General features: G+C 56.8%; 22 protein-coding genes and 1 pseudogene. 20 read left to right on the top strand and 3 right to left on the bottom strand.

From position 1 onward, the window contains the following. Positions 1–6: 6 nt before the first annotated feature. From ACZRKZ_RS26265 to ACZRKZ_RS26235, 7 genes are all read left to right on the top strand, one after another. Positions 7–363 carry a conjugal transfer protein gene (locus tag ACZRKZ_RS26265; protein WP_082149452.1) on the top strand — a complete coding sequence of 119 codons (357 nt, stop codon included), beginning with the start codon at positions 7–9 and terminating at the stop codon, positions 361–363. After that, positions 360–1,067: a DotI/IcmL/TraM family protein gene (locus ACZRKZ_RS26260; protein ID WP_048402794.1), complete on the top strand. Its 708-nt coding sequence runs from the start codon at positions 360–362 to the stop codon at positions 1,065–1,067. Before ACZRKZ_RS26265 ends, ACZRKZ_RS26260 begins: the two co-directional genes overlap by 4 nt. 95 nt (positions 1,068–1,162) lie before the next feature. Further along, entirely contained in the window at positions 1,163–2,242 is a 1,080-nt protein-coding gene (locus ACZRKZ_RS26255; RefSeq protein ID WP_087148782.1) for a DotH/IcmK family type IV secretion protein, read from the top strand. A 9-nt stretch (positions 2,243–2,251) separates the two neighbouring features. After that, positions 2,252–3,628, top strand: a complete 1,377-nt coding sequence (traO, locus tag ACZRKZ_RS26250; RefSeq protein WP_048402793.1) for a conjugal transfer protein TraO — start codon at positions 2,252–2,254, stop codon at positions 3,626–3,628. Next, positions 3,628–4,344: a conjugal transfer protein TraP gene (gene traP / locus ACZRKZ_RS26245; protein WP_048402792.1), complete on the top strand. Its 717-nt coding sequence runs from the start codon at positions 3,628–3,630 to the stop codon at positions 4,342–4,344. The genes traO and traP overlap by 1 nt, the downstream gene beginning before the upstream one ends. A gap of 8 nt (positions 4,345–4,352) precedes the next feature. Then, positions 4,353–4,895, top strand: coding sequence for a conjugal transfer protein TraQ (gene traQ, locus ACZRKZ_RS26240; RefSeq protein WP_048402791.1), 543 nt, complete (start codon positions 4,353–4,355; stop codon positions 4,893–4,895). Between the two features lie 76 nt (positions 4,896–4,971). Continuing rightward, complete coding sequence (locus ACZRKZ_RS26235; protein ID WP_048402790.1) at positions 4,972–5,358, top strand: DUF6750 family protein; 387 nt, start codon at positions 4,972–4,974, stop codon at positions 5,356–5,358. A 42-nt stretch (positions 5,359–5,400) separates the two neighbouring features. Here the strand turns inward: ACZRKZ_RS26235 and ACZRKZ_RS26230 are convergent, their stop codons facing one another. Both ACZRKZ_RS26230 and relB read right to left on the bottom strand, forming a co-directional pair. Next, positions 5,401–5,676, bottom strand: coding sequence for a type II toxin-antitoxin system RelE/ParE family toxin (locus ACZRKZ_RS26230; protein WP_048402789.1), 276 nt, complete (start codon positions 5,674–5,676; stop codon positions 5,401–5,403). Then, positions 5,663–5,854 carry a type II toxin-antitoxin system RelB family antitoxin gene (gene relB, locus ACZRKZ_RS26225; RefSeq protein ID WP_048402787.1) on the bottom strand — a complete coding sequence of 64 codons (192 nt, stop codon included), beginning with the start codon at positions 5,852–5,854 and terminating at the stop codon, positions 5,663–5,665. Before relB ends, ACZRKZ_RS26230 begins: the two co-directional genes overlap by 14 nt. 182 nt (positions 5,855–6,036) lie before the next feature. Here relB and ACZRKZ_RS26220 point away from each other — a divergent pair, with 182 nt between their 5' ends. The 13 genes from ACZRKZ_RS26220 to ACZRKZ_RS26160 all read left to right on the top strand — a co-directional run bounded on the left by ACZRKZ_RS26220 (position 6,037) and on the right by ACZRKZ_RS26160 (position 21,773). Continuing rightward, positions 6,037–6,663, top strand: coding sequence for a hypothetical protein (locus ACZRKZ_RS26220; RefSeq protein WP_048402785.1), 627 nt, complete (start codon positions 6,037–6,039; stop codon positions 6,661–6,663). Beyond that, the gene (locus tag ACZRKZ_RS26215) at positions 6,638–9,691 is read left to right on the top strand and encodes a conjugal transfer protein (RefSeq protein WP_048402783.1); all 3,054 of its coding nucleotides are present in this window, start codon (positions 6,638–6,640) and stop codon (positions 9,689–9,691) included. The genes ACZRKZ_RS26220 and ACZRKZ_RS26215 overlap by 26 nt, the downstream gene beginning before the upstream one ends. Positions 9,692–9,702: 11 nt before the next feature. After that, positions 9,703–10,920, top strand: coding sequence for a conjugal transfer protein TraW (gene traW, locus ACZRKZ_RS26210; protein ID WP_228392694.1), 1,218 nt, complete (start codon positions 9,703–9,705; stop codon positions 10,918–10,920). Then, positions 10,910–11,488: a conjugal transfer protein TraX gene (gene traX, locus ACZRKZ_RS26205; protein ID WP_048402782.1), complete on the top strand. Its 579-nt coding sequence runs from the start codon at positions 10,910–10,912 to the stop codon at positions 11,486–11,488. The genes traW and traX overlap by 11 nt, the downstream gene beginning before the upstream one ends. A gap of 128 nt (positions 11,489–11,616) precedes the next feature. Then, entirely contained in the window at positions 11,617–13,764 is a 2,148-nt protein-coding gene (locus ACZRKZ_RS26200; protein ID WP_048402780.1) for a DotA/TraY family protein, read from the top strand. A 109-nt stretch (positions 13,765–13,873) separates the two neighbouring features. Further along, on the top strand, positions 13,874–14,089 hold the full coding sequence (locus tag ACZRKZ_RS26195; RefSeq protein WP_019719043.1) for a helix-turn-helix domain-containing protein: 216 nt from the start codon (positions 13,874–13,876) through the stop codon (positions 14,087–14,089). A gap of 31 nt (positions 14,090–14,120) precedes the next feature. Further along, on the top strand, positions 14,121–14,759 hold the full coding sequence (gene excA, locus ACZRKZ_RS26190; RefSeq protein ID WP_306418545.1) for a plasmid IncI1-type surface exclusion protein ExcA: 639 nt from the start codon (positions 14,121–14,123) through the stop codon (positions 14,757–14,759). Between the two features lie 119 nt (positions 14,760–14,878). After that, positions 14,879–16,078, top strand: coding sequence for a secretion/conjugation apparatus DotM-related subunit (locus ACZRKZ_RS26185; protein WP_048402776.1), 1,200 nt, complete (start codon positions 14,879–14,881; stop codon positions 16,076–16,078). Between the two features lie 78 nt (positions 16,079–16,156). Beyond that, positions 16,157–17,251 carry a thioredoxin domain-containing protein gene (locus tag ACZRKZ_RS26180; protein WP_048402774.1) on the top strand — a complete coding sequence of 365 codons (1,095 nt, stop codon included), beginning with the start codon at positions 16,157–16,159 and terminating at the stop codon, positions 17,249–17,251. Further along, on the top strand, positions 17,238–19,496 hold the full coding sequence (trbC, locus tag ACZRKZ_RS26175) for an F-type conjugative transfer protein TrbC (RefSeq protein ID WP_048402772.1): 2,259 nt from the start codon (positions 17,238–17,240) through the stop codon (positions 19,494–19,496). The genes ACZRKZ_RS26180 and trbC overlap by 14 nt, the downstream gene beginning before the upstream one ends. Before the next feature lie 139 nt (positions 19,497–19,635). Next, positions 19,636–20,136 carry a single-stranded DNA-binding protein gene (ssb, locus tag ACZRKZ_RS26170; RefSeq protein WP_048402770.1) on the top strand — a complete coding sequence of 167 codons (501 nt, stop codon included), beginning with the start codon at positions 19,636–19,638 and terminating at the stop codon, positions 20,134–20,136. A gap of 223 nt (positions 20,137–20,359) precedes the next feature. Then, positions 20,360–20,581, top strand: coding sequence for a ribbon-helix-helix protein, CopG family (locus tag ACZRKZ_RS26165; RefSeq protein WP_048402768.1), 222 nt, complete (start codon positions 20,360–20,362; stop codon positions 20,579–20,581). Positions 20,582–20,999: 418 nt separating this feature from the next. Further along, positions 21,000–21,773 (top strand): hypothetical protein, encoded by a 774-nt coding sequence (locus ACZRKZ_RS26160; protein WP_048402766.1) that lies wholly within the window; start codon positions 21,000–21,002, stop codon positions 21,771–21,773. Between the two features lie 680 nt (positions 21,774–22,453). On the opposite strand, the pseudogene ACZRKZ_RS26155 reads toward ACZRKZ_RS26160, so the two are convergent. Then, positions 22,454–23,572 (bottom strand): annotated as a pseudogene (locus ACZRKZ_RS26155) (Tn3 family transposase); the annotation flags it as partial. Positions 23,573–23,673: the final 101 nt, after the last annotated feature.

Genomic DNA, 23,673 nt, shown 5'->3' with positions numbered 1-23,673 from the left:
CTCACCATGTTCAAGAAAAGCATGTGCGCAGCACTGCTGACGGCTTTGTGCTGCTTGCCAGTTGTGGGAAATGCAGCGGTTTGCCGCTCAGGACAAGCGGCCAGCGCAGGCAGTCAAGCCGGTTACGAGCAAGCCAAAAGGGCATCGGATGTATGGGCAGAGCGTGAGCGCACCGTCTCCGATGAACTCCAGGACTGCTTGGCACGTATTCGCACCACCAGCATCAGCTTGCCCTCATTCCCGAGTCTGTCGGATCTGTTGAACCAGCTAGCCGATCAGATATGCCAAGCAGCGGTGGACAAAATCAATAGCCATATCCCTAGCACCATTGATCCCTGGCGGTCCCAAGGAGGTTTGTTGTGAACTCATTACCTGATAATTCGGTCCAGGCGGATCAACCGCCTTTCGAGCCCAATACAGTCTCGGCGGCGGATGAAGAGACGTTTAAACATGCGGTAAATGCGCAGAACAAACGGGAACTTGGCGCCGCGTTTGCCCACCGCTGTCTGACGGCTGTGCTGTGGCTTGGCCCCGCCCTGGTGTTGTCGGTGACCATTAATGGGTTTCTTGGCTGGAAGGTCGCTAATCCCGACGTGAAGTACTTCACCACTGAAAATGGGCGAGTTACCAAGGTCATTCCGCTGGATAAGCCCGGGGTTAGCATGAGCGACGTGGCAGCGTTTGGCGCTGACACGATCCGAGAGAGCTTCACCCTGGACTTTGTGCATTACCGAGACCAGATGACCCGCCTTGGTGAGCGCTATTCCGAAGTAGGTTTCCAGGACTACTACAAGGCCCTGACGACTTCGAACGTGCTAAAGGCGGTCAAGGAACAGCGCATGAACCTTTCGGTCGATGTGGGCCCCGGGGTAATTCGCAGCAAAGGCGAATTGGGTGGCCGGTATGTGTGGGAGTTTCAGTACCCGGTCACGCTGAAATTGCACGGGCAACAGTCCGGCAGCCCGCCGTTGCACTTCTTCTTCACCCAGCGCATTCAGCGCACCGACGTGCGGGTGAAAAACGCCGGTCTGGAAGTAACGCAAGTCATCACCAGCAATACCAACTGAGGTGAGGACGGCACGCCGCTCCCTCACACCAGTTCCATAACCGACAGGATTTACGCACGTTGACCGTCAGGTCTTCGGTGTTACGAGGAACTTCCATGAAAACCACTATTGCGCTCGCCTTATGGCTGGCAGCAGGCGGATACGCCTGGGCGGATGAAACTGCCAGCCCGCAGGCGGCACCGACAGCATCCGCCGCACCTACAACGACAGCAACGGTACCCGCTGCTGCGCCTTCCGCCAATACGGCGGCGCCTTCAGGCTGGGTATCGGGTGCCTCACTCACCTCCGCAACGCCGGCAGCCAGCGTTCCCAGCCAGGCTGGACCAGGTCCCGACATCGGGAAAGTGGCTGCAGCCCCGGCGCCTTCGGGCAATGACCCGTTGCCGCCGCCGTCTCCGCTGTTTCAGCAGGCTCAGGACATGGTTTCACCACTGACCCCGCAAGAGATTCGGCAGTTGCGAGGGCAGGTTGAGGACATTAATCAGGCGATCGCTGCACCACAGATCACGGTAGTGCCAAGGATCAGCGCACTGACCGTGAATTTATCACCGGGAGCCAGCTTGCCGCTGATACGCACTGCCGTGAATTACCCCAGCTCGTTGAGCTGGATGGACAGTACCGGCGCACCTTGGAAAATTGGTGCGGCGCCCATCAGCGGCAATTCTGACTTCACTGTGTATTGGATACCCAACAGTCCGGTAATGGTGGTACAGGCCAAAAAGCCCTTTAGCAGCGGCAACGTCACTGTCTACCTGGAAGGGTTATCGGTGCCGATTGTTCTCAACGTCACCAGTGGGGAGCCTGACACCAAAGCGGGCACCTGGACGGTAGACAGTCGCTTGGACATGCGCATTCCCGGCCGGGGGCCAGCGGCTCTACCTGGCGCCGCCCCTGAAACCCGTATCGGGCTGCATGACCGCACGTTGCAAGCCTTCCTTGATGGCATACCTCCCAAGGAGGCCCGGCGTCTGAAAACGACCGGTGCGGTGCCCGATACCTCGGTATGGCAACTGGGCGATGACCTGTACATCCGCACACGGGCTGATATCCGAGACGAGTTTGAGGCAACGCTGTCGTCGGCAGACGGTACGCACCTATGGAAATTGCCGGTGACGCCTTACGTATCGTTCTCGGTAATGGGCCGCACAGCGGCGCTCAACGTGGCCTTGGAGTAATTAATCATCATGGCAAACGAAAACGATGCAAAACGTGACAAAAAACTCACGCTGGGGTTGATCGGTGCGGCCGTGGTGGCGGTGGTGGGGGGCAGCTATTTCCTATGGACCTGGCTCACCAGTCCTCCCCCGGAACAATCACGACTTGACCTCACTCGGGTATCGGTGGCTTCACGCACCAACAGCACTGAAAGCCCGGCTTACCGCGCGTTGTTAGACCAATTCAACCAGAACGGGGCCGCAGCGGCCAAAAGCCAAAACAACAGCTTTATTGCCAGTATCCCAATGGAGCAACAGGCCGTAACGCAACCTACACCGGTTGCCAAACCCGCTCCCCAGCGGGAAACAACCACCCGACGTAGTAGCAGCAGCCAAGGACAGACTTCAAAAAGCGGAAGCGAAAAGGAAGATCCGCGTCAGAAGGCGTTGGTCAAGTTACTTTCTCGAATCAATCCCCAAGTTAAGACGCAAGACGAACAGCCCAGCGGCCTGCAGGTGGCCGAGGTGATTGGGGGGGTAAGTAGTGGAAGCGGTTCTGGCGGCACGATGGCTGGCACTGCAAGCAGCTACGACCGCTGGAGTGAAAGCCTTCCAGGTGGCGCCAGGCTACAAACAGCCTCCATGAAGTCCGGTGGCGATGCGCCTTATTCCGCTGTTGAAGTGGTTCCGCCGTATTGGCGGGGTGCTGGGGTTATTGATATCGGGGTGGATTCGGACAACAGCACCACGCCGGTTCTTGGCAAGTTGTCCGGGCCCTATGCCGGGGCTGTATTGAAAGCCCCAGATGGGGCCAGATTGCAGGGCGATGGCGTGGTCATCCACTTCACTGAAATGGCCTTCAAGGGTATCAACTACAAGGTGGATGCCTATGCGCTTCAAGATGACACCTTGTTGGCCAATGTGGCTTCCGAAGTGAACCACCGTTACATGTCGCGCATTGTCTTGCCGGCAATTCTGGGCGGCATTGGCAACATCAGTGACATGTACACCCAGGCCAACACCCAGGTGGTGAGTAATGGGTTTAGCACTCAGGTAGCACGACCAGGAACACCGGACGGAACAGCAGTGGCCGGAGCCATTCTTGGCGGCGCCGCTAGCCAGGCTGCCAAAGTGCTAACTGCGGATGCCGCCCGTACCCCAGCGACCCAAGTGAACGTGTTCAAGGGCCAGGTGGTAGCCATTCAGTTCATGCGCGGTGTGTATGCCGGTGATGCAATTGCACCAGGGCGAAGCGGGGAAGCGGTGCAATCTGCTGTTCCAGCTCAGGCAGTGATGACGACACAACCTCAACCCCAGGCCCCAACCCAACCTCAGTCGGCTGATCAATGGCGTGCGCAGACCCAGGCACGGATCGAGGCGCAACGCAGGCTACAGGAGAATCAATAATGAGCGAATTTAGTGCTACAGCAGAAGATAGGGTGTCGCCGGTTGTCTCGGCACCTTCCTCCCAATCAGCCGATCAGGGGGTGTGGCAACGCCCGATGATGGGGGGACTGTCATTGCCCTGGATAATCGGGGTCGTGGTGATCCTAGTGGGTGCCGGTTGGTACTTATTTGGTCCCGACAGTACCCCCACGGTAAATCAGTTGGCTTTTCGGGAAGATCACGACGAGCAGAGCATTACCACCGAAGGGACTGGGACGACCCCCCCATTACGGGCCACCTCTGACGCAGGAGGGAGCCAGTTCAAGGATGAGGTAGCGCTCATGATTGGCGGTGTTCGCAGTTACGCGGAAACCAACCGCACAGCCATTGGACGGTTGTCGGAAACGGTCAAGTCTCAGGGCGCGGGGATGACGCTCCAACAGCAGCAGCTGTCTGAGGCTCAAGCACAACTCAGCGTGTTATCGGCTCGTTTGTCTTCCCTGGAGGGGCGACCCGTTGTACAGGTTTCCACACCGCGTGCGACCAAACCTGCAGCCCGTGTCCGATCACCATTGACCGGTATGCGCGTGGAGGCAGTGCAAAACGGTATGGCCTGGCTGTTCTGGCAAGACAGAACCTGGGCGGTGAAAGTGGGCGATCAAGTGGGGCAGGTGACCATAACCCGTATTGATGCTCAAGCCCGTGAAGTGCATACCAGCGCCGGCACACTCAAGTGAGGTGAGCCATGGGTGGTGGAAATGATGCGATTCAAATGTTGGTCAATCTGTCCCATAACTTGCTGGGCACATTTGTCAGCCTGGCTTTCACGTTAGGCGGTTTTTTTGCCGTCATTGGTGCAGTGACCTACCTCGCTTCCAATGCCAGTGCCTCCCGTAAAGCACCCGGCCAGTCGCAGAGCGGCGGCAAGGTGATTGCCGTGTTGTTGCTGTGTGGTGGTCTGGCAGGCCTTGATCAGATGATCGGCGCCGCTGCTCGCCAGTTTGGCTGGCAAGGGGCGACTTTCGACGCCATCAGCTACGTGGATGTGGGCACCTTCGGTGTTGCAGCAGACGCAGCTAATGCGGTGTTGAGTTTGGTACGAATGCTGGGCGTATTTTTTGCCTTGCAAGGCATGCTCGCCTGGAAGCGGTCACTCAAGGATGGGCATTCAGGGCTTACAGCCAGTCAGGATGTATCCAGCGGCACTCTCAAGTTTGTCCTGGGCGTTTTTTGCGTATGCAGTCCGTATCTGCTGAGCGCCCTGCAAAAGTCTCTTGGCATGCTCTAAGCCGGCCGGGGATCTAACGCGCCTAAGCGCACCTTTAATCGTTACATCAAACTGATCAATCAATAAGGAGTTGGCCATGTCCAAAGACATGTTGCTGTGGGCTGCTGTGCGCGTCACTGTTTTTAAAGATGGGATGCGACAGCGGATGGTGAAAGGCTTAACGGCGGCCATGGCCGCGAGCCCGGTACTGGCCTTTGCTGGTGACGATATTGCGGGTATGGGGGATGCTGCGGCAGAGGGGGCCAAGTCTTTGCAAAAATCCGCGCTGACGGTCGCTCAATTCGTTGGCGTGGTCTTTGTAATTGGTGGGCTGATTGCTGCCAAGACCAAGAAGGATAACCCTCAGATCAAAACCGGTCACATTATCGGGTCCATCCTGTTTGGGGTGTGCCTGGTCGTGATCCCGGAGATCATCAAGCGTTCGCAAACTCAGGTTGGCTTGTCGCCTGTGGACGTGGGCTAAGGAACCACCCTGCGATGACTTCGGTCATCGCAGGGCTGCGGGTTAGGGGTATTTCTGGCGGGCGTGCAGGACGCGTAAAACATCAACGCTGCCTGATTTGACCTGATAGACCACAACGTAGTTGGGATGTACGACGCATTCACGCGTTCCTTGAATACGCCCGTACCTGAAGTGATAAGCCGTTTCTGAAAGACCTTCCGCGGCCTTCTTGATGATGTTGTGCAGATCTGTGGCTGCTACTGGGTTTCTCTGGTCGATGTAATCAATGATTTCGTCGAGGTCGTCAAGGGCGACGACTTTCCAGTTAACTGCCAGCACGGGCTTTTCTCTTGGCGGCTAGGCGCTGCTCGACGAGAGCCATGGCTTCATCATGAGGAATGCTAGGCCGAGGATCATCAAGCGCTTCTTGTACTTTGGCGCGAAACCAAAGGTCGTAACTGTCTGCTTGTTCCTGCGTTTCGAACTCTGAAACGATGGGAGAAAGTTGGGCGCTCATAGAGACCTCCTATATAGATACCCATCAGCTTAAACCTTCCTGGGCTTTCTGTCGTTTAGCCCGGACCAAGTGCACCACAACGGTTCAGCCGTTGTATTTCTGACGCAAACCTACGGCGGTTAGCCGTACAAGCCAAAAACTACGACTTTTCCGAATTCTGAAGTGATCCAGAAGGAGCGCTTATGGATGTCGATATCCAACATGAACAACCCCCACTGGCCCCCCTGATGCTTGATATCAGTGGCGACCCTGAGTTGCCGGTGCCGGTGGCCATCGCAGGCGATCGATGCGCCTGCTGTGGGATCTGGACTGAAAAACTGTGGCAGGGCGCCAGGGCCGGATTCACCGACTCCCATACCGTTTGCACCCTCTGTTACCTGGCCGGGCACCTGGACAGCCCAACGGCGGCCCATGGGCTTCTGGCCTTTTTGCCTGGTATGGCGATGAGCGACGTGCATCACCTGCAGCGCCGCGCCCTGATAGCCATCCGGGCAGGAAACAAAATCCAGCGCCGTGAGGGCCAAAAAATATGGCTGTGGCTTGCCCGCCATGGCCGTGAAGTTGAGCAGGCATGGGGCACGGCGCGAGCGGGAGAGTACGCCATGGCCCTTCAACGTCTGCCCCCCCATAAGCGCTTAACCCTGCAAACCCGACTGACGGGCTGTGCCCTGATTTTGCCACCTGACAGGTTTGATGACCTGACGTTGTTACTGCCCAGCGGGAAAACCGCTGCTGCCGTACTCACCTCCCGAAGCTGGGACACCTATACCCGGAGTGATTTGTATGTCGAGCCTGATACGTTGGGTTGAAAACCTGATTACTGAAACCTCGCGGTTTGCCGTGTCCCGGGATCTGCCGGACTACTGCGACCTGCAAACGATCGTGCGTCTGACCGAGGATGACCGGACCCGTCACCCGGGCCTCAAAGCCCCGTATATCTTGGTCAACGATGAGGGTGATTACTGCACGGTGTATGCAGTGGCCGGAAGCTTTTGCGATACCGACGAAGCTGCAGCAGTTAACGAGCCCTATTCCTGGAGTGGTCGACTTGAGCGTATGACTCAGGCGCTGACGGCTCACTATCGCCGTCATGGGCACAAGGTCAGTCTGGTATTTGAAGACGATCCGGAGCAGGGCCGAAAGGAAGTTCAGCGCTTGTTGGCTCCCCAATACGTTTCCGTGAAGCGTACCGGCATCGACATGACGCCTATTTTGGATGAACACGTCGAGAAGCTTGCCCCGTGGGTATCGCGGGAGCGTTGCTACATGGTGTGTTACACCGGGCGAAAAGCTCTATCCGCGCATGAGCTGGTCGATGAAAACAAACGCCTCAAAGAGCTGATCGGCCAAAGCCCAGATGCGAAATTTGGGCAAAACCCAGTGTTGGCCGAAATGGCCGGGTTGAAAATCCGACACGATGGCTTTCTGAGCGCTGTGGAAAGCGCATTTAGTGATAACGGCCAGGGTGTGCTGCTGGAATTGCTCGATGCCCACGACGTGGGTCAGGCTCTGCGCTCGCAGGTGGACCGCGAGGGCACCAGTGACGCCTGGCAACCACTGTTACCTGATGATCCCATTACCCCGCATGGCGTGCGTCAAGGGGATGACCACACGCCTTTCCTGGCACCGCATCTGAACTTTCAGTTGATGAACCAGGACATGGAAACCCACGGAAACAAGCTGTGCATCAATGGAACCTGGCATGGAACCTTGTCAGTAGCCCTCGGACCGCAGGCGCCGCAGACCTTTGCCCACCTCAAAGCATTGGTGCCGCGTGGTGTGCCGTGGCGTGTACGCATGGACCTGATGCCGGGCGGCATGAAGTCGCTGGGGGCCAAGAAATCAACCCTCGATTTTATGGCGTTTGTGCCGGCGCTGCGGCCGGTGTGGAACTCCATAGAAACCCTGACGCGGATCGAGCAGGAAGAGCCGGTGTGCGTGATGACCATCATGGCGTCCACCTGGGGTGATAGTAAGGCCACGGTGACACGTAATCTGACGCTGCTTACCCAGGCCTTTCAGTCCTGGGGTGTCTGTGAGGTGACGCAAACCTTCGGTAACCCGGTACGGGCCTGGGCGTCGACCTTAGTTGCTTCCAACAAAGGCAGCGGCCCACACCTGTTGTATCCGCCGCTGTCAGAGGCGCTGAACCTGTTGCCGATCACCCGTCCAGCCTCGGCTTGGGAAGATGACGGTAACGCCTTGTTCCCAACATTGGATGGCAAGCTGTACCCAGTTGGGCTGGCCACCAGCAAGCAGAACAAGCTCACTAACGTGATTGTTGGTTCTCCGGGGCTGGGCAAGTCGGTGCTGCTGAATGCACTGGGGAACACAATGGTATCCAGCGCCCAGCGGCAGTTACCGTTCATCGCCGGCGTGGATAAGGGCTTTTCGATGCAGGGTCAGGTGGCCTTGCTGCGCGATAGTCTGCCACCAGAGCGCAAGGACGAAGTCGTCGGGATCGTGCTGCAAAACAGCACCAAACATTGCCGCAACCTGTTTGATATCCAGTTGGGCGCACGCTTCCCAATCCCCCACGAGCGTAACTGGATCATCAGCATGCTCACGGCCATGTGCATTGATCCATCGACGGGCAACCCGCCAAACGAGCGTGATACCCGGCAGATCTTGGAGCGCATCATCAGCATGGCCTACACCGCCAATGCTGAAACCAGTCCCAGGGCCTGGACGCGAGGTGTTGTACCTGTGGTCGACGCAGCCCTGGACAAAAGTGGCCTGATCGAGCGTTACCCGGCCCAGTGGTGGGAAAGCACTACCTGGTACGAGGTCCGCGACTTGTTGTTTGAAGCAGGGTTTGTACAGGAAGCTCAGCGCGCCCAGTTTCAGGCGGTACCGGAACTGGCGGACATGACCAGCTTCTTGAACCATGAAGACGTACAGGGGGCATTTGGTCGGGTGCAACGCGATGAGAGCCAGGAAGTCCTGTTGGAGTACCTGCACCGCTGCATGACCGACGCCACCAACGAATTCAAGATGTTGGCCGGGCGCACGCAGTTTGTAATCAGTCCGCGCACGCGAGTGATTGCTATCGACCTGAACAACGTGATGGGCGATGACAGCAAGTCCGGGCACTTGAAAACCGGGATCATGTTCTTGTTCGCGGGCCAGGTGGCTGGTGGTGATTTTGTGTTGCCTCAATACAAGGAGGCCTTGTTGGAGGCGGTGCCCAAGCTTTATCACCCCTTGCATAAGGACCGACTGGAGCAGCTAGACCAGGAAGTCAAAACGAAGGTCTACGACGAGCTACACAACGCCGCCAAGGTGCCCTTCATCTTCCCGATGCTGGAAACCCAGGACCGCGAGCAACGCAAGTTCGGGGTCCGTACCGTGTTGTCTTCGCAATACGTGCGTGACTTTCCCGACGCGATTCTGCGTTCGGCCAACTCGTTGTTCATGATGGAGGTGGACCCCGATGACGAACACTTACTGATCGACCGCTTCAAAGTGCCGAAGGTAACGATTCGCACATTTCAGCGCACCGGATCAGGTCCGGCAGCGGACGGCAGCGGCGTTCCGTTTTTGGGTGTGTTTCGGATCAAGGGCGGCGGCACCCTGGCGCGGATTCTGAAAAACGCTTTGGGGCCTCTGGAACTTTGGGCTTTGAACTCATCACCCACCGACAGCTCTTTGCGCCGTCTGCTGTACGAGGAAGTGGGAGGTGCCACGGCCCGCGCCATGTTGGCCGAAGCCTTCCCGCAAGGCACGGCGGAAAAGCTCGTAGCGCTGCGTCAGAAAGAGGCTGGTGAGGCGGACGAAAACAACGTGATCCGCACTCTGGCCAATGAACTGATCACCCGGCGCGGTTACAACCTTTGAGGGAATAAATCATGATGAAAAGACGTTATACGTTAACCGCGCTGGCCATGAGTGTGCTGGGGGGGCCGCAGGCTTTTGCCTATGTGCAGCCGACGGCGGAGGTGTCCAGCGTACCAATCACCATGCAAGTTATGCCTGCCATGGTGGGGCTTCAAGCCACCTTGGCGGAAATTCTAACCACTGATATGCAGATCGGCACGGCCATTGTGCAGGCCAGTGACAAGCAGGTCGCCGTCATCACTGAATCGGCCCGCGCTCAACGCGAAGCGGACATTTTCGGGCGTCAGACTGAGCGCCTGGAACGTGCCCGAGAGCAGTACACAGTAGCGGACAGTATTTGCAGCGAGTCTGCTTCTGGTATGGCTGCAACGGTAGGCAAGGTGAGTCGTTCCAATTCCTCAACCCTTGCTACGGGATCGGGCGTCAGTAGTGCGGTGGTGCGCAAAACCATCGCCTCATTGCCCGTCGCACCACGCCAGGGTGGCTATCGCAGTGCAGCCATGCACGCTGCATATTGCACCGAGAGCGAGGCCGCGCAGTATGGCGGCACGGACTTGTGCCCGGGTGTGTCCAGCCTGCCAGGGGGCGACATTGAAATGCGTTCGTTGCTCGACGGCGCGGGAGCGGTGGGTAAGGCCCCTGACCTGACCTTCAACCAGGACCAGATAGATGCGGGGATGGCCTACATGAAAAACTCTGCGCGTCATGACGGTGGTCGGGTACCGGGTAAGGGCGAAATCCAGTCAGCCACTGGGCGTGAATATCAGGGGTTGATGACCCAGTACAAGGCGATTCAAAGCGCGGCCACTCAACCGCAACTGGACATGATCGCCGCCAGTCAGGCCAATCCGGCCACGAAGGACGCGCTGCAAGAAGCCTTGCAAAGCCCGTCAGCGGCGGAGTATTTCGCCACCACCGGCAGTCAGGAAGCGCAACGCACGGGTGTGATGAGTGAACGCGAGTTTGAGGCCTTTGAGGTGGGCAGACGTTATGCCAATACAGCCTATGAGACTGACTTGCAGGCTATGAGCGGTGAAAACCTGACGCGTGAGCTGGTACGAGTGCAGAGCTTGGGCAATTGGCTGCAATTGGGACTTAAAAATGATCAGCGTCAGGCCAACATCATTGCAGGCCAGCAATTAGCCCTGGCGGCCGATGCCAAGTACGTACCGCAGCTTCAAGAGCTGGGTTCAAAAATGAGTTCGGGAGTGACAGCACATGAAAACTGATCCTCGAAACGCCGGTGAAAAAACGCAGGAAACCGATAAGACCACCAGTACGCCATTACAACGCGTCGGGCACGTGGGGTTGTCGATTATCAACCCGTTCTCGGACCTGGGAGTGATTTATCGCCAGGGTGTGCAACCGACTATGGGCCGGCTGCGTGAGGCTTGGGCTCTTCTGAACCACCAGTCCGTCCCGTCTGAATCACTGGATTGGGCTCAGGCAGTGGCATGTAGCGGCAGGACCATTGAGCAGCTAAACACCACCTTCACGCGTATTCGGCTCGCCTGGTGGTGCTTGATGGTAATTGGCGGAGGGTTGGCATTGGTGCTGTCGGGCCTGGTACTGCTCGCACACGGTTTGCCCTCCGGTACGCTGTTGCGCGCAGTGATAACGATCCTGGTACTGGCAGGCGCAGGTGGGCTTGGGTTTGTGAAAACACTGATTACCACCTACCGCGTATGGCAACTGCAGGAGAGACGCGTCAGCGAGAGTGAAGGGGGCACCTTCAAGGACTTCCTGACCGAAAATCATTGGGGCCGGCAGGTGCTTACGTTGGGCGCCGCGCGGTGACTCCGCTTTGTAGATAAGGGGAACACCTCTTCCTTGCCCCGGGTCGGCGTCCTTTTTGGCTTACGACTTTTCTTCTGTTTCACCTCTACGGTCCCTTTCGCGGTCCGGCATCTCACACGGAAAACTCTATGAAACTTACCAATAAATTTTGGTGGGTCGGACTGTTGCTGGTCTTTTCCCTGCCGGCCCTGGCCGACACTGTGGATTATCAGACTATCGCGGCTGCGGCCCAAAAGACCAACGACCTGTCACGGCAGGCACTGGTGATGATTTTTGGCGACGTGGTGCTTAATCCGTTTGCCCCTTCAACCCCCACGTTGATCGGATCGTTGTTCGCGCTCATCAACGGTTTTTTGAGCGTGCTGGCCTTGTTCTGGTTTCTGGCAATCACGATGAGAACCATTGTGAAGTCAGGGCACCAGGGGCAAGTCTTTAACGGGGGGCGCTCAGCGGTGTATCCGATTATGACGTTCGCCGGATTCATCACCTTGCTACCCACTGCATCGGGCTGGTCGCTGGCCCAGCTGGTTATGCTGTGGGCCACATCTGTGATGGGGGTCGGTGGGGCGAATCTATTGACGGATAAAGCCGTCGATATGATGAGCAGTGGCTATTCGATGGTGACGCAGCCAACGGCGCCGGTCACTCGGTCATCTGCCCGGGGCATCTTTGAGATGAACCTGTGCAAGTACGCGATTAACCGTGAGTTGCAGTCGTTGTATGCGGATGGAGAAGCCAATACACCTCTGATGACCACCAAGGGCGGTAATGGTCAATACGACACCGGCAATGGCAGTGCCGTGTGTGGCTCTGCCAAAACGCCCAACACAGGCCGCACCGGTACCTGGAATCTGCTGTTTGACAGTGATGTGGATACGAATGGCGTTATCACGGCGCAGCGTCAAGCGTTGGACACGATGCAAAGCTCTATGGATCAGGCGGCGCGGTCATTTGTGGACACCTACCTGAGCAAGCGTGACCAAGACGTGGGGAGTTTTCAGGATGCCGAGACGCAGATCCAGAACGCGGCTGCAGAGTATGAAAATACGGTCAACCAGGCGCTGACTAAGATCGACTTCAAGGATACGCTGCAAAGCCAGCTATCAAGTCAGATCAAAAGCAGTGGTTGGGTTGCCTTGGGTAGTTGGTATCACACCTTCGCTACGGCCAATAGCAAGACCAATGACGTGGCCAGCTCGACGCCGGTTGTCACTGGAATGAGTCATGTCGGCGAACATGGCACCAGCGATCTTTACAACCAGGTGTTTGCGGCCTATCGGGCGCAGGTGCAGAACAGCACCTATACAGCGCCATTGGGGACACAGACCGCCAAGGATGATGGAGCGGCAGTTACAGCGGAAGATCCCAACTCGGTGTTTGTGAGCTTTTTCAAAAATCCTATGCAAATGATTACGAGCGGAATAGCTACGTTGAAAGTTGGCACGGACGCCAATTTCTCTAACCAAGTAAACCCGCTGATCAAAATGCAGGCAATTGGCGATTACACATTGGTCGCAACAGAAACATCGATGGCGGTTTATGCACTTGCTGTGGGTGCTGCTTCGGCGGCCAGTAACTCGGTCCTGGGGACACTTGGGCAAGTCTTTGGTATCAACGGCGGTGAAGTGGCGAAAGATGTGCTGGGCGCTCTGGCCCCAATCTTCTTTTTCGTTATGTTTGCATTGATGGCCATCGGCTTTTCCTTGGCAGTGTTTTTGCCAGCAGTGCCTTTTTTGTTCTGGATGACGGGGGTATTTAACTGGATTGTCAGTGTCTTGGTGGGTTGTGCCGCTGGTCCAATGTGGGCTGCAACGCACTTGGGGGCGGAGGAAGACAAAGGTAGTCGGAGTGCCTACGGCTATATCTTCTTGATCGACATGATGTTGCGACCGGCACTGATGGTGCTGGGTTTCTTCTTTGCGGCCGTGGCCGTTATGGCTGGGGGCACAATCCTTAATCTGCTGTTCGCCTCTGCACTGGCTAATGCCAATGCGGACTCCATTGTTGGGCTGTTCAAGATGATTGGCTGGTTGATGATCTACGCCCGTATCGCGACCTTTGGTGTCACTCGGATCTTTGGTCTGCAAGCGTCCCTTGCTGACTATGTGATTTCGTTCCTGGGCGGTCGTGAAGGGGCCAATGTGATGGGCGGTATGGTTGATAACATGAAGGGTATGTTCGGTGCTGCAGGCGGTGGGGCACAGCGCATGCCGGGTATGCGAAGCCAGCCTAGGCGCAATCCTGGCGGTGGAGGTGGAGGGGACGGTATTCAATGATCAGTTACAAACAAGTTTCTGCTGTCCGATAAACGGCGGTCTGGGTAACAGTGTTATCCGCTACGCTGTATTCATGGTTAAGGTGCTATGACAGCAGGAATCTTGTTTGATGAAGCCTGATGCTTGCAATCACAATCCAGATCCGCGTTATCTACGCGAGCTGATCGATAAGGCCGGGATTAGTCAACGCAAGGCGGCCCAGCTGCTTGGTATGTCGTGGACAGGCTTTCGAAATTACCTGCGTGATGAGTCTGAGCCGCTGTATAGGGTGGCCGATTATCGGGTTCAGTTTGCGCTTGAGTGTTTAGCCGATTCAACAGGATGAAATTCTTCTCAATCATGAGGGTAAGGTCATGGTGCAACGATTGAAAACCGCCAAAGAGGGATGGGTTGGGATCGTAAAAAGTCTCTATATGTTTTTTGCATTCCCATTTTTACTGTTCATAGGCGTAGTAATGTTTTTCATGGTGACATCAGGCAAGTCCATGGGGCGAGTCGCAGATGACGCATTGGGTACTGTTATTATCTGGGCCGTAATAATTGTATCAATTGGGACATTTGCATATGGCGTATGGAGCCGGAATCGCTTACTCAAAAAAATCACGGCGTATCTTCGTGATTCTGCGTACTACGCCCCTGAAATTGGCTACGAAATGTATCGCCAAGGTGAGGGCAAGTACCTGGGGATCGACAAGAAAAATGGAACGATTTTGTATGTTCATAGAATCCGTAAAGGACAGGTGGACGTAGTGGGCTTGACCATGGATGACTGGACCAACCGCGAAGTTGAAGGGAACATGTTTCGTCTAAATACCAAGTTCCCTGACCTGCCGCGTATTGAAATCGCTACTCCTTGGGCACAGCGCTGGTTCGATACCTTGGGGGCTATGGAATACCAAAAAACCAACGTAGCTAAGCCGTTTGCGCAGCACGTGCGCGACCAGATCGAAAAATTGGAAAGCGATTTCAAGATTCAAATCCCACGCCTGGCGTGAAGCAATAGATCCCCTTTCTCGTTTTACCCTCCCACACTGCCCATTCGGGCGGTGTGATTGTTTGTGGGCCATTAATGGCCATTCCGGTTAGTTGGTTTTAATCTTCGTAGGAAATCCCAATGCAAAATCGACCTCAACAAAGCGCGTGGGAGGGCGAACAAGCGTATGTGTTTCTAGCGTTTTGTGCCGCTGTACTGCTGTGCTGGCTATTTTTCGATTCGTTCGTGTACTGGACTACCTGGACGCTTTATTGGTTATGGAAAATAGTGGACTTCGGGCCACTTCATACCTGGGCCGGGGGCAAGATCAACCTTCTGGCTGAGGTAGCCAATAACGCCAAGGACATTACGTTGAACGAATGGATCGACGTGATGAACCAAACCAGCGGGATCTTCATGCTATTCCTCGTACCGCTAGTGGTGATGAGTGCGATGGGATTGGCGCAACACCCGGCGCTGCCGTTTCGCAGTAAACGGATGGTGAACATCCACACTCTGCCTGGACTGGTGAGTGCGTTTGCCCCCTCAGTGATACCAGTCTTGGCCGCATCAGGGCCTGATGGTTTGATGAATGACACCTCGGCCGCTAATGCCTGGGCGCTCAAGCCCGAAGAGTTTGCCGATCGGTACAACCTGGTGCAGCGCAAAGTGCTGGATCTGGAGGCATCGCGTTCGGCGTTTGAAGCTCAGATCGGCGGTGTTCATAACGGTCTTTCGGACTGGACACCTTATGAGCGGGCCTTGTTGGCCGTGTTTGGTCAGCAGGTGTTTCTCGATGATCGCAAAGCGGCAACTCGATTGCTTGATGACCTGAACCGCTCTTGTATGGTCAGTGGTTTGTTGCGCCGCAAACGCTACTCGGTGACGCCGCTCTACCGATTGGCTGATAAGGGCTTTGAGCGCCTAAAACAGGCTCCAGGCGTCAGTGAGTGGTTGGAAAGCCATATATCGGTGCGAACTGCATTAGTCGGCTTGTACGGGCGCGATCTTCGCTTACCGCCTGCGCGGTTCCGCTGGCTCAAAGGCGTCGACCGCACGTTGTGGTATGCCCTGCATAGCGCGGACACCGCGAAGGTGTTTGTTGAGGGCGCCGGTGTGCAGGCTCAAGCGCGGGCAGAGGTTCATGCCCAAAAGAAGGGTTTGCCACGTCCCGGATTGATGGTCACGCAAGCCATCGAAGGCTTGCAGATTGAGCTGGAAAGCATCGGCCTGGTTTACCCGCGCGAAGTCATCACGGCCAAACGTCGAGAGGTTTCTGATGTTCCCGTTATGACGGCGATTTATGCCGTGCAGGAAACGGTGGCCAACGAGCCAGGCTAATAGCTGCTGAATTATCTGTGTACCTCCCCGCACTGTTCTGACGCTCCATCCCTACCTATTTCGACTAGAGGAAACCCCATGGCCTCGGCATCCCTGCACGCGCCGTTTTCGGTGCTTATCAAAGCTAATCACCTTGTCATCACTCAGACAGTAGATAGCGTCAGCCGCACGCTCTGTACCTTGGACCTACGCCAAAAGCCCTCCTTTTATTTGAACAATGGCAATGTGGTTTGCCGTGCTGCTCAGGGGTTTGAATTCTCACTCGAAACCCTTAATAACGATGAGGCGCAGGACCTACTCAACCAGCTGGTCACCGTGCAGTTACACCATTCCACCCTAAAGGACATACTCAAAGTGACCGGCGTGGTGCTAGCTGTAGCCGCACTCACCTTCGGCTATTTTTGGGTTAAGGCAGAGGACATACAGCCAATCTCAACGCCGGTTGGCCTGGCAGTCACCAGTCCGGTACTCAGCGCACCTAAACCCTTGACTCCCCTCCCGGTCCTCAGCGCTCCAAGCGCAGCTGCGGTACGGCCGATAGAGCCAGCGCCAAGCCCGACAGCCTCAAGTGAGGTGCCAGATGACGGCTGGGCCTTGCCACAGGCGATCCGGGCCACGCTTCCGAGCAAGCTGCACAACGCGGCAGAGCGCAAGCTGTTTACCGTGGACTACTCCAGCGGCCACGCCCGGACGCTGTACGTCTTCGCTGATCCCAGTTGCCCCAACTGTAAGCGTCTGGAACCAGCATTGAATGCCATCTCTGACGCCTTCAACGTGGTGGTGTTTCCGGTACCGGTGATCGGTAAGGAAAAGTCGATTGCGGCCATTACGCCAGTGCTGTGCCTGCCACCTGAACAGCGCAAAGCGGCCTGGGACGCGTTGTTTGATTCGGCCCCTGATGGGCTGAACCTGGGCAAACAATCGGAAAAGCAGGCGTCGGAAGGGGCGGATTCAAAAGCGGCGCAACCTGGTGAATGCGATGTAGCCCTCAAGGCTCTGGGAATCAATCAGGTGGCCTATCAGGCCTATCTAATTCCTGGCACGCCTTGGGTGATTAGCGACGATGGCCGTTACGTGTCGCAGGCGCTTTTGCGCGACCCGCTGAAACTGCAAGCCTTCCTGGACGAACAACCGGCGCAGAAGGGCCAGGAGGTATCGGATGCGAGCCAATGACTACGCCGTCGAGCGTACGCGCCTAAACCGCCGGATTTACCACTCGGCATTGGGCGAGTGGATGATGGGGCCCGGAAGTCTCGCGTTGGGACTGGTCGGGTCCGTGGTGGGTGGCATCGTGTATCCGGCCAGCCTGTGGTTGAGCTTGCCCATCATGATTTTCTGGGCCCCCTCGATGCTGCTGGAACCCTGGCAGATGCCTATGCGGATGCCTTCGGACATGGACCGCTTCGATCCTTCGACGCAACGCCAGGTACCGGGCAAGTTACTGGGGTTTTTGCCGGTGACGGTCATGCGCACCTCCATGAGCAAGGCTGCTGGCATCTTGTATATGGGCTATTTGCGGGCCCGGGATGCCGGGCGTGAGCTGTGGCTCTCCATGGATGACATGACGCGCCATATTTTGATGTTCGGCACGACCGGCGCCGGCAAAACTGAGGCACTTTTGGGGTATGTCGTTGGCCAGCTCAGCTACGGGAAAGGGCTAATTTATTCTGACGGCAAGGCCCAAAACGATGTATCCGCCGCCATTACCTCCCTGGCACGGCGCTATGGCCGGGAGGATGACGTTCGGACAATGAGTTTCATCACGGGTGGTAAATCCCGGGCACAGGATCTGCTTGAAGGCAATAAAAGCCGAGGGCAGACCAACACCATCAATGCGTTTGGTATCGCCCAGGAAACCTACATCATCAACCTGATGGATTCGATGTTGCCCCCGGCCGGCAACGATGGTGGCTGGCAGGAGAAAGCCCGGGCCATGATCCAAGCCCTGGTGTTTGGCCTGGTGTACAAGTGCCGGCGTGAAGGGACGGTCATGTCTCAGCGCACGATTCAGGCACATTTACCGCTGCGCGCGATCGCCAAGCTCTATATCCAGGCAGTGGAGCAACAATGGCATGAAGAGGCCCGGTTACCGCTGGAAAACTACTTGGGCACTCTGGCCGGGTTTGACTTGGCCAAGGTGGACTCCCCTTCTGAATGGGCCCCGGAGGCACTGAATCAGCACGGGTATTTGATCCAGCAATTCACTCGCATGCTGGCCTTGTTTAACGACACCTACGGCCATGTGTTTGCCCTTGATGCCGGCGATATCGACCTCAAGGACGTGGTGCATAACGACCGCATCCTGCAGGTCTTGATTCCAGCTCTGGAAATTTCCTCGACCGAGGCGGCGACCCTTGGCCGTTTGTACGTGTCGCAGGCGGCCATGATCCTGAGCCAGGATCTGGGTGAGAAGCTGGAGGGTAAGCCCGAAGATATTCTGGTGATTCGCAAGTACAAGGACCGCTTCCCGTTCTTGTGGATCTTGGATGAGGTAGGGGCCTACTACACCGACAAAATAGGCGAGTTGGCGACGCAAGTGCGGTCCATTGGTATTTGCTTGCTGTTGGCGAGCCAGGAGGCGCAGCGCCTCAAATCCGCTGCCGGCGATAAAGTCTGGACGTTGATTGCCAACATGGGCACCCGGATCACCGGGAAAATCATGGACCCCAAAGACACGCTGGAGATCCTGCAGTTGATGGCGGGTGACGAGTATGTGCCTCAAATGTCCGGCTTGGTGCGTCAACCGGGCATGTTGAGTTCCAACTGGGAAGACTCCGACACCTTGACCATGAGCAAGGACAAAAAGGTCAGTGTCGAGGAAGTCCAGCAGCTGCAGGAGGGTGAAAACATCACCCTCTACAAAGGGAATGTGATTCGCGGCAGTTCCATGTATGTCGATGATGTCGACAAGCTTTCCAAGGAAGCCATCCATATCAACCGCTTTATCGAGGTCGCCCCGCCAGGGCTGGAGACCTTGTTGGCCGGTGCGCCTGCCAGGGTCCGGCGCAGCTATCCGCGTGCGGATCGAGTGCAACGGATTTTGCACCATGTGGCGATGAAGCCTGGTCGCAGCGACCTGGAAAGCCTGGTGCTGACTGATCCGTTGCTGGTGGCCTTGAATGACTTGGACGAGGAATGGCAAGCCATTTGGCGTCGGCGTCCAGGGGCAGCGGTGCGCAGCTCGTTGTTATGGAACACCGCATTGCAGCATGTCCCCAAGCGCGGCCGTGGTTATCAGGCGCAGTCGCGTACCGCACAGGCGTTAACGGTGGGCAGCAAGCGTCTGGAGGACTACCAGGCGCAGCACATCCGACCGGCCAATGTCCCGAATGCCCAAGCTGCAGCGCCTAGAGCTGCAGCGCCGAGGCCACATAGAAACGACCTGCAACCCCCGATCTATGAAGACGAAATGAATTAACGGGCGTCATCGAGTGGGCTTTGAGCGGGCCATGACACTACATGTTGTGTCGCCGGCAGCTGATCAAGGCACCACATCTAGTGGTACCGAGAAAAACTTGCACCTTGATTTTCAAACCCAAGTAACGAGGAGAAACACCATGGCACGCGGCGTAAATAAAGTGATTTTGGTTGGCACATGCGGGCAAGACCCGGAGTTGCGGTACACCCCCACCGGTAAGGCGGTAATCAATCTGAGCCTGGCCACCAGCGAACAATGGACCGACAAGCAGACTGGTCAAAAGGTTGAAAAGACCGAATGGCACCGCGTGGTGCTGTTTGACAAGGTGGCGGAAATCGCTGGGCAATACGTGCGTAAAGGCACTCAGGTTTACATTGAGGGCAAGTTGCAGACCCGAGAGTGGGAAAAGGACGGGATCAAGCGCTACGCCACGGAGATACATGTGGACATGCGCGGGACGATGCAGCTTTTGGGCGGGCGTCCACAGGGCGATCGACAGGCCTCTCAAGCGGGCCCGGACGACAACGTGCCTCGCCAGGCTCCCCGGCCGCAGCCGACCAATACCCAGGAGCCACAGTCTTCACCACAGTCAGAACCGGATCAGGACTACGATAATTTTGACGATGATTTGCCGTTTTGACCCCTACCGTTAACTGCTTTGTCAGGCGGAACAGCAGCGTAAATGCCTGTTCTGCCGACACTTAAGCGTGGTGAGCAATAGCGTGTTCAGAGGAGCGGCCGTCGCCGTATCGCTCTAAGTCCTTATCTGGCAAAGGTTTACCATCTGGGCCAAGCTTGACGTAATACCGTATAACTTCTAATCTGGCAGCGAGAGTCTTACCGTATTACCTTGGAATCTTATTATGTTTTCCGACCAGAAAATTTCCGTTGTCACCTTCAAGCTAGAAGAGCAAACCAAAAGGAGATTTGATGCCGCGATGCGTGCGGAGGGTACTACGGTGTCAAAAACCATACGCGAGGCGGTTTTGAGATATCTCAATGAGGTGGACGAGGGTGTAGAGCACCCACAGTTCCGCCTTGAGCTTAAAGATGAGGCGTCAAAGAAGAAAGAAGAACAACATTAAGCACTTACGTACCATTCACAGAGAGTTTTAACGTGTAGATACCGAATCGCAGAAACCAAAAAGCCCGGCTGGTAACCGGGCTTTTTGGAAAATTCTGAACAGGTCTTTCTCTTTTCGACGGGGATGACCTGTTCAACAACAACAAACGGTAAGCCGATTATGGCGCGTACTGCGGTTTCTTGCAAGTCGCAGAATGTCAACATAATTAGCTTGCCGCCAAACGGCGTATTAAAATGGAATTCGAATTTGCAGCGGCTGTGCACGCCCCATACGGCAACAGATCGCAAATCACAGTAGTCATGGCTCCTCCCCTGAACGGTAACTGCTACCGCTGGAGGGAGTCTTGATGGCAAAGCTAAAAGTCGTTCGACTTGACCCTTCTAATCCCCACTCTGCATTGCGACGAGCTGCCCGGCCTATGCCGGCGTCTTATGCGGCACCGCGACACCTCACTGAACAGCAGCTGAAAAACCCCCTGATTCGTTCAGCCTTTGAGCGGCTGAGCAATATGGTCCAGTACCGTGGCCGCTATCTGCGTCGTTTAGACCGTGTGAATGGCGATCGCCGTACCCGTATCGAGAAGTTCGTAGCGATCGAGAAGTCAGCCGAGCAGATGCTGATTCGTCTGGATCTGGCCACCGGCGTCCTGGGCTACCTCGATGAAGACAATGGACGCTATGTCCTCAATACCCAGCGTCGTATTGCTGAGGACTCGCCTATTTCAGCACCGGTGCTTTGCCGGCTATTTCAGACCTTCGACGCGGCCGGGTATGTGTACCGACGCATCGAGCGTGTGCGCCTGGATGAAAAGGACGAGAACGGCTTGCACCTGGTGCGTACACGCGTGCTTATCCGCTTCACCAAACTCTTCTGGAAAGACCTTGGGTTACTGCATGTGTTTGAGCGGGTGCAGAACTCCGCGCGCAAACGTCGCCAGGTTCAATTGAATGTGATTGGCCAGCGTCGTCTCGACGACATGGAGCGCCATTCGAAGGAACTGCTGCGTCGTGAAGTGTCCCGTAATCGTTGGCGTGCCAAAGAAAGCCGCGAATCAGACGACAGGCCGGCATCAGTGGGCCAGAGCCAATCGCCAGACGGTGGACCATCGAAGCCGCAGGCGGTGACTGGTAACCAGGTTACTGACAGGTTGAGCAAGCTGTTGGCCAACGTCGCTGTCAAGGCGTCAGGCTAAGCTTCCAAACACTACCCTTCCTTCCCTTTTTTCTGTATCCGCTCACGCGGAGGCCGCTTCACGCCTGCGATTTGTGCGTGTCCCAGGGACAGCTGGCCATCTCTCGAAAAAGCCACTGATTCGCCGGTGTCGCCGGCATTTCTGGCTCGTGTTCTGGAGCCCGTCGAGGTCACCGGCCGGGGCTTTAAAATAAATGGAATTTTATACCCCCTTCAGTTTCCCCCTACGGGTAAAAAACAGGGCTTTACGAGGTGTACCACCTCTCAGATAGCGCCCGTGCAAAGTCGTGCCTACGGCACGGCACGGTAAAGAGCATGGGGCTACTCGCCCCAAACCCCGGCAGAGGCCTGCGGCCCCTGCACCCGCTGCCTGGAAACAAACCCGACTACCGCGTAACAGCCTGTCTAAGCGGCCCAGGGCGATAAAGCTGCCCTGCCCTGGCCTCCGGCCACCCTTCGGGCGCTAAGACCCGGATAAATCGCCCCAGGACGGCAAGCCGCCCTGCGCCTCAACCGGGCGCGTGTGCGCGCAGGCTCATTTTACGGATCAGAAACGCGAATGCTGCCATGTGCCTTCGGTGAAGGCATTGATTTAAAGATTTCCGACCAGATCCTAAACCCTTGCTATGAGACTTGTACGGTGGTTATGGGGCGAATAGAGAAAACGGAAAAAATCGTACGCTAAGGTTTTCCGGGCAACCGTAGCGGCCTGAACTTCCCGTCTTCAAGCCGGCGGCTCTGCCGCCAGACGTAATCGCCGGTTAGGTTGATGTGTTCCCAACCCAGCGGCGACAGGTATTGCAGCAGCTCGCCGTCCACCGGCTTACCAGCCTCGACCAGCCCCTGGGTGGCGCGTTCCAGATACACTGTGTTCCACAGCACGATAGCCGCCGTCACCAGGTTGAGGCCGCTGGCCCGGTAGCGCTGCTGCTCGAAGCTCCGATCCCTGATTTCGCCGAGGCGGTTGAAGAACACCGCCCTGGCCAGGGAGTTGCGCGCTTCACCCTTGTTCAGGCCGGCATGCACGCGACGGCGCAGCTCGACGCTTTGCAGCCAGTCGAGGATGAACAGCGTGCGCTCGATCCGGCCCAGCTCGCGCAGGGCCACGGCCAGTCCGTTCTGGCGCGGGTAGCTGCCGAGCTTGCGCAGCATCAGCGAGGCGGTGACGGTGCCCTGCTTGATCGAGCTGGCCAGGCGCAGGATGTCGTCCCAGTGGGCACGCACGTGCTTGATGTTCAGGGTGCCGCCGATCAGCGGGCGCAACGTCGGGTAGGCTTGCACGCCCTGCGGCACGTACAGCTTGGTTTCGCCGAGGTCGCGGATGCGCGGCGCGAAGCGGAAGCCTAGCAGGTGCATCAGGGCAAAGACGTGATCGGTGAAGCCGGCCGTGTCGGTGTAGTGCTCCTCGATCCGCAGGTCGGACTCGTGGTACAGCAGGCCGTCGAGCACATAGGTGGAATCGCGGACGCCGACATTCACCACGCGGGTGCTGAACGGCGCGTACTGGTCGGAGATATGGGTATAGAACAGCCGTCCCGGCTCGCTACCGTACTTCGGGTTGACGTGCCCGGTGCTCTCGCCCCGGCCACCCGCGCGGAAGCGCTGGCCATCGGAGGATGAGGTCGTGCCGTCGCCCCAGTGGGCGGCAAAGGCGTGGCGATACTGGTGGTTGACCAGCTCGGCCAAGGCCGCCGAATAGGTTTCGTCGCGGATGTGCCAGGCTTGCAGCCAGGACAGCTTGGCGTAGGTCAGGCCGGGGCTCGACTCGGCCATCTTGGTCAGCCCGAGGTTGATCGCATCACGGGGATGTAAGCCGGAACCCCAGAAATTTCCGTCACCCTAGTTGGGTGGGCTCAACACTCGTGTCACCAGCTACCTTCTGGAGAATCGAGCTCGGCCAT

The sequence above is a fragment of the Pseudomonas sp. c313 genome (genome assembly GCF_055407145.1).
The sequence above is the reverse complement of the archived record's forward strand: the minus strand, read 5'-3'. Positions and strand labels throughout refer to the sequence as shown.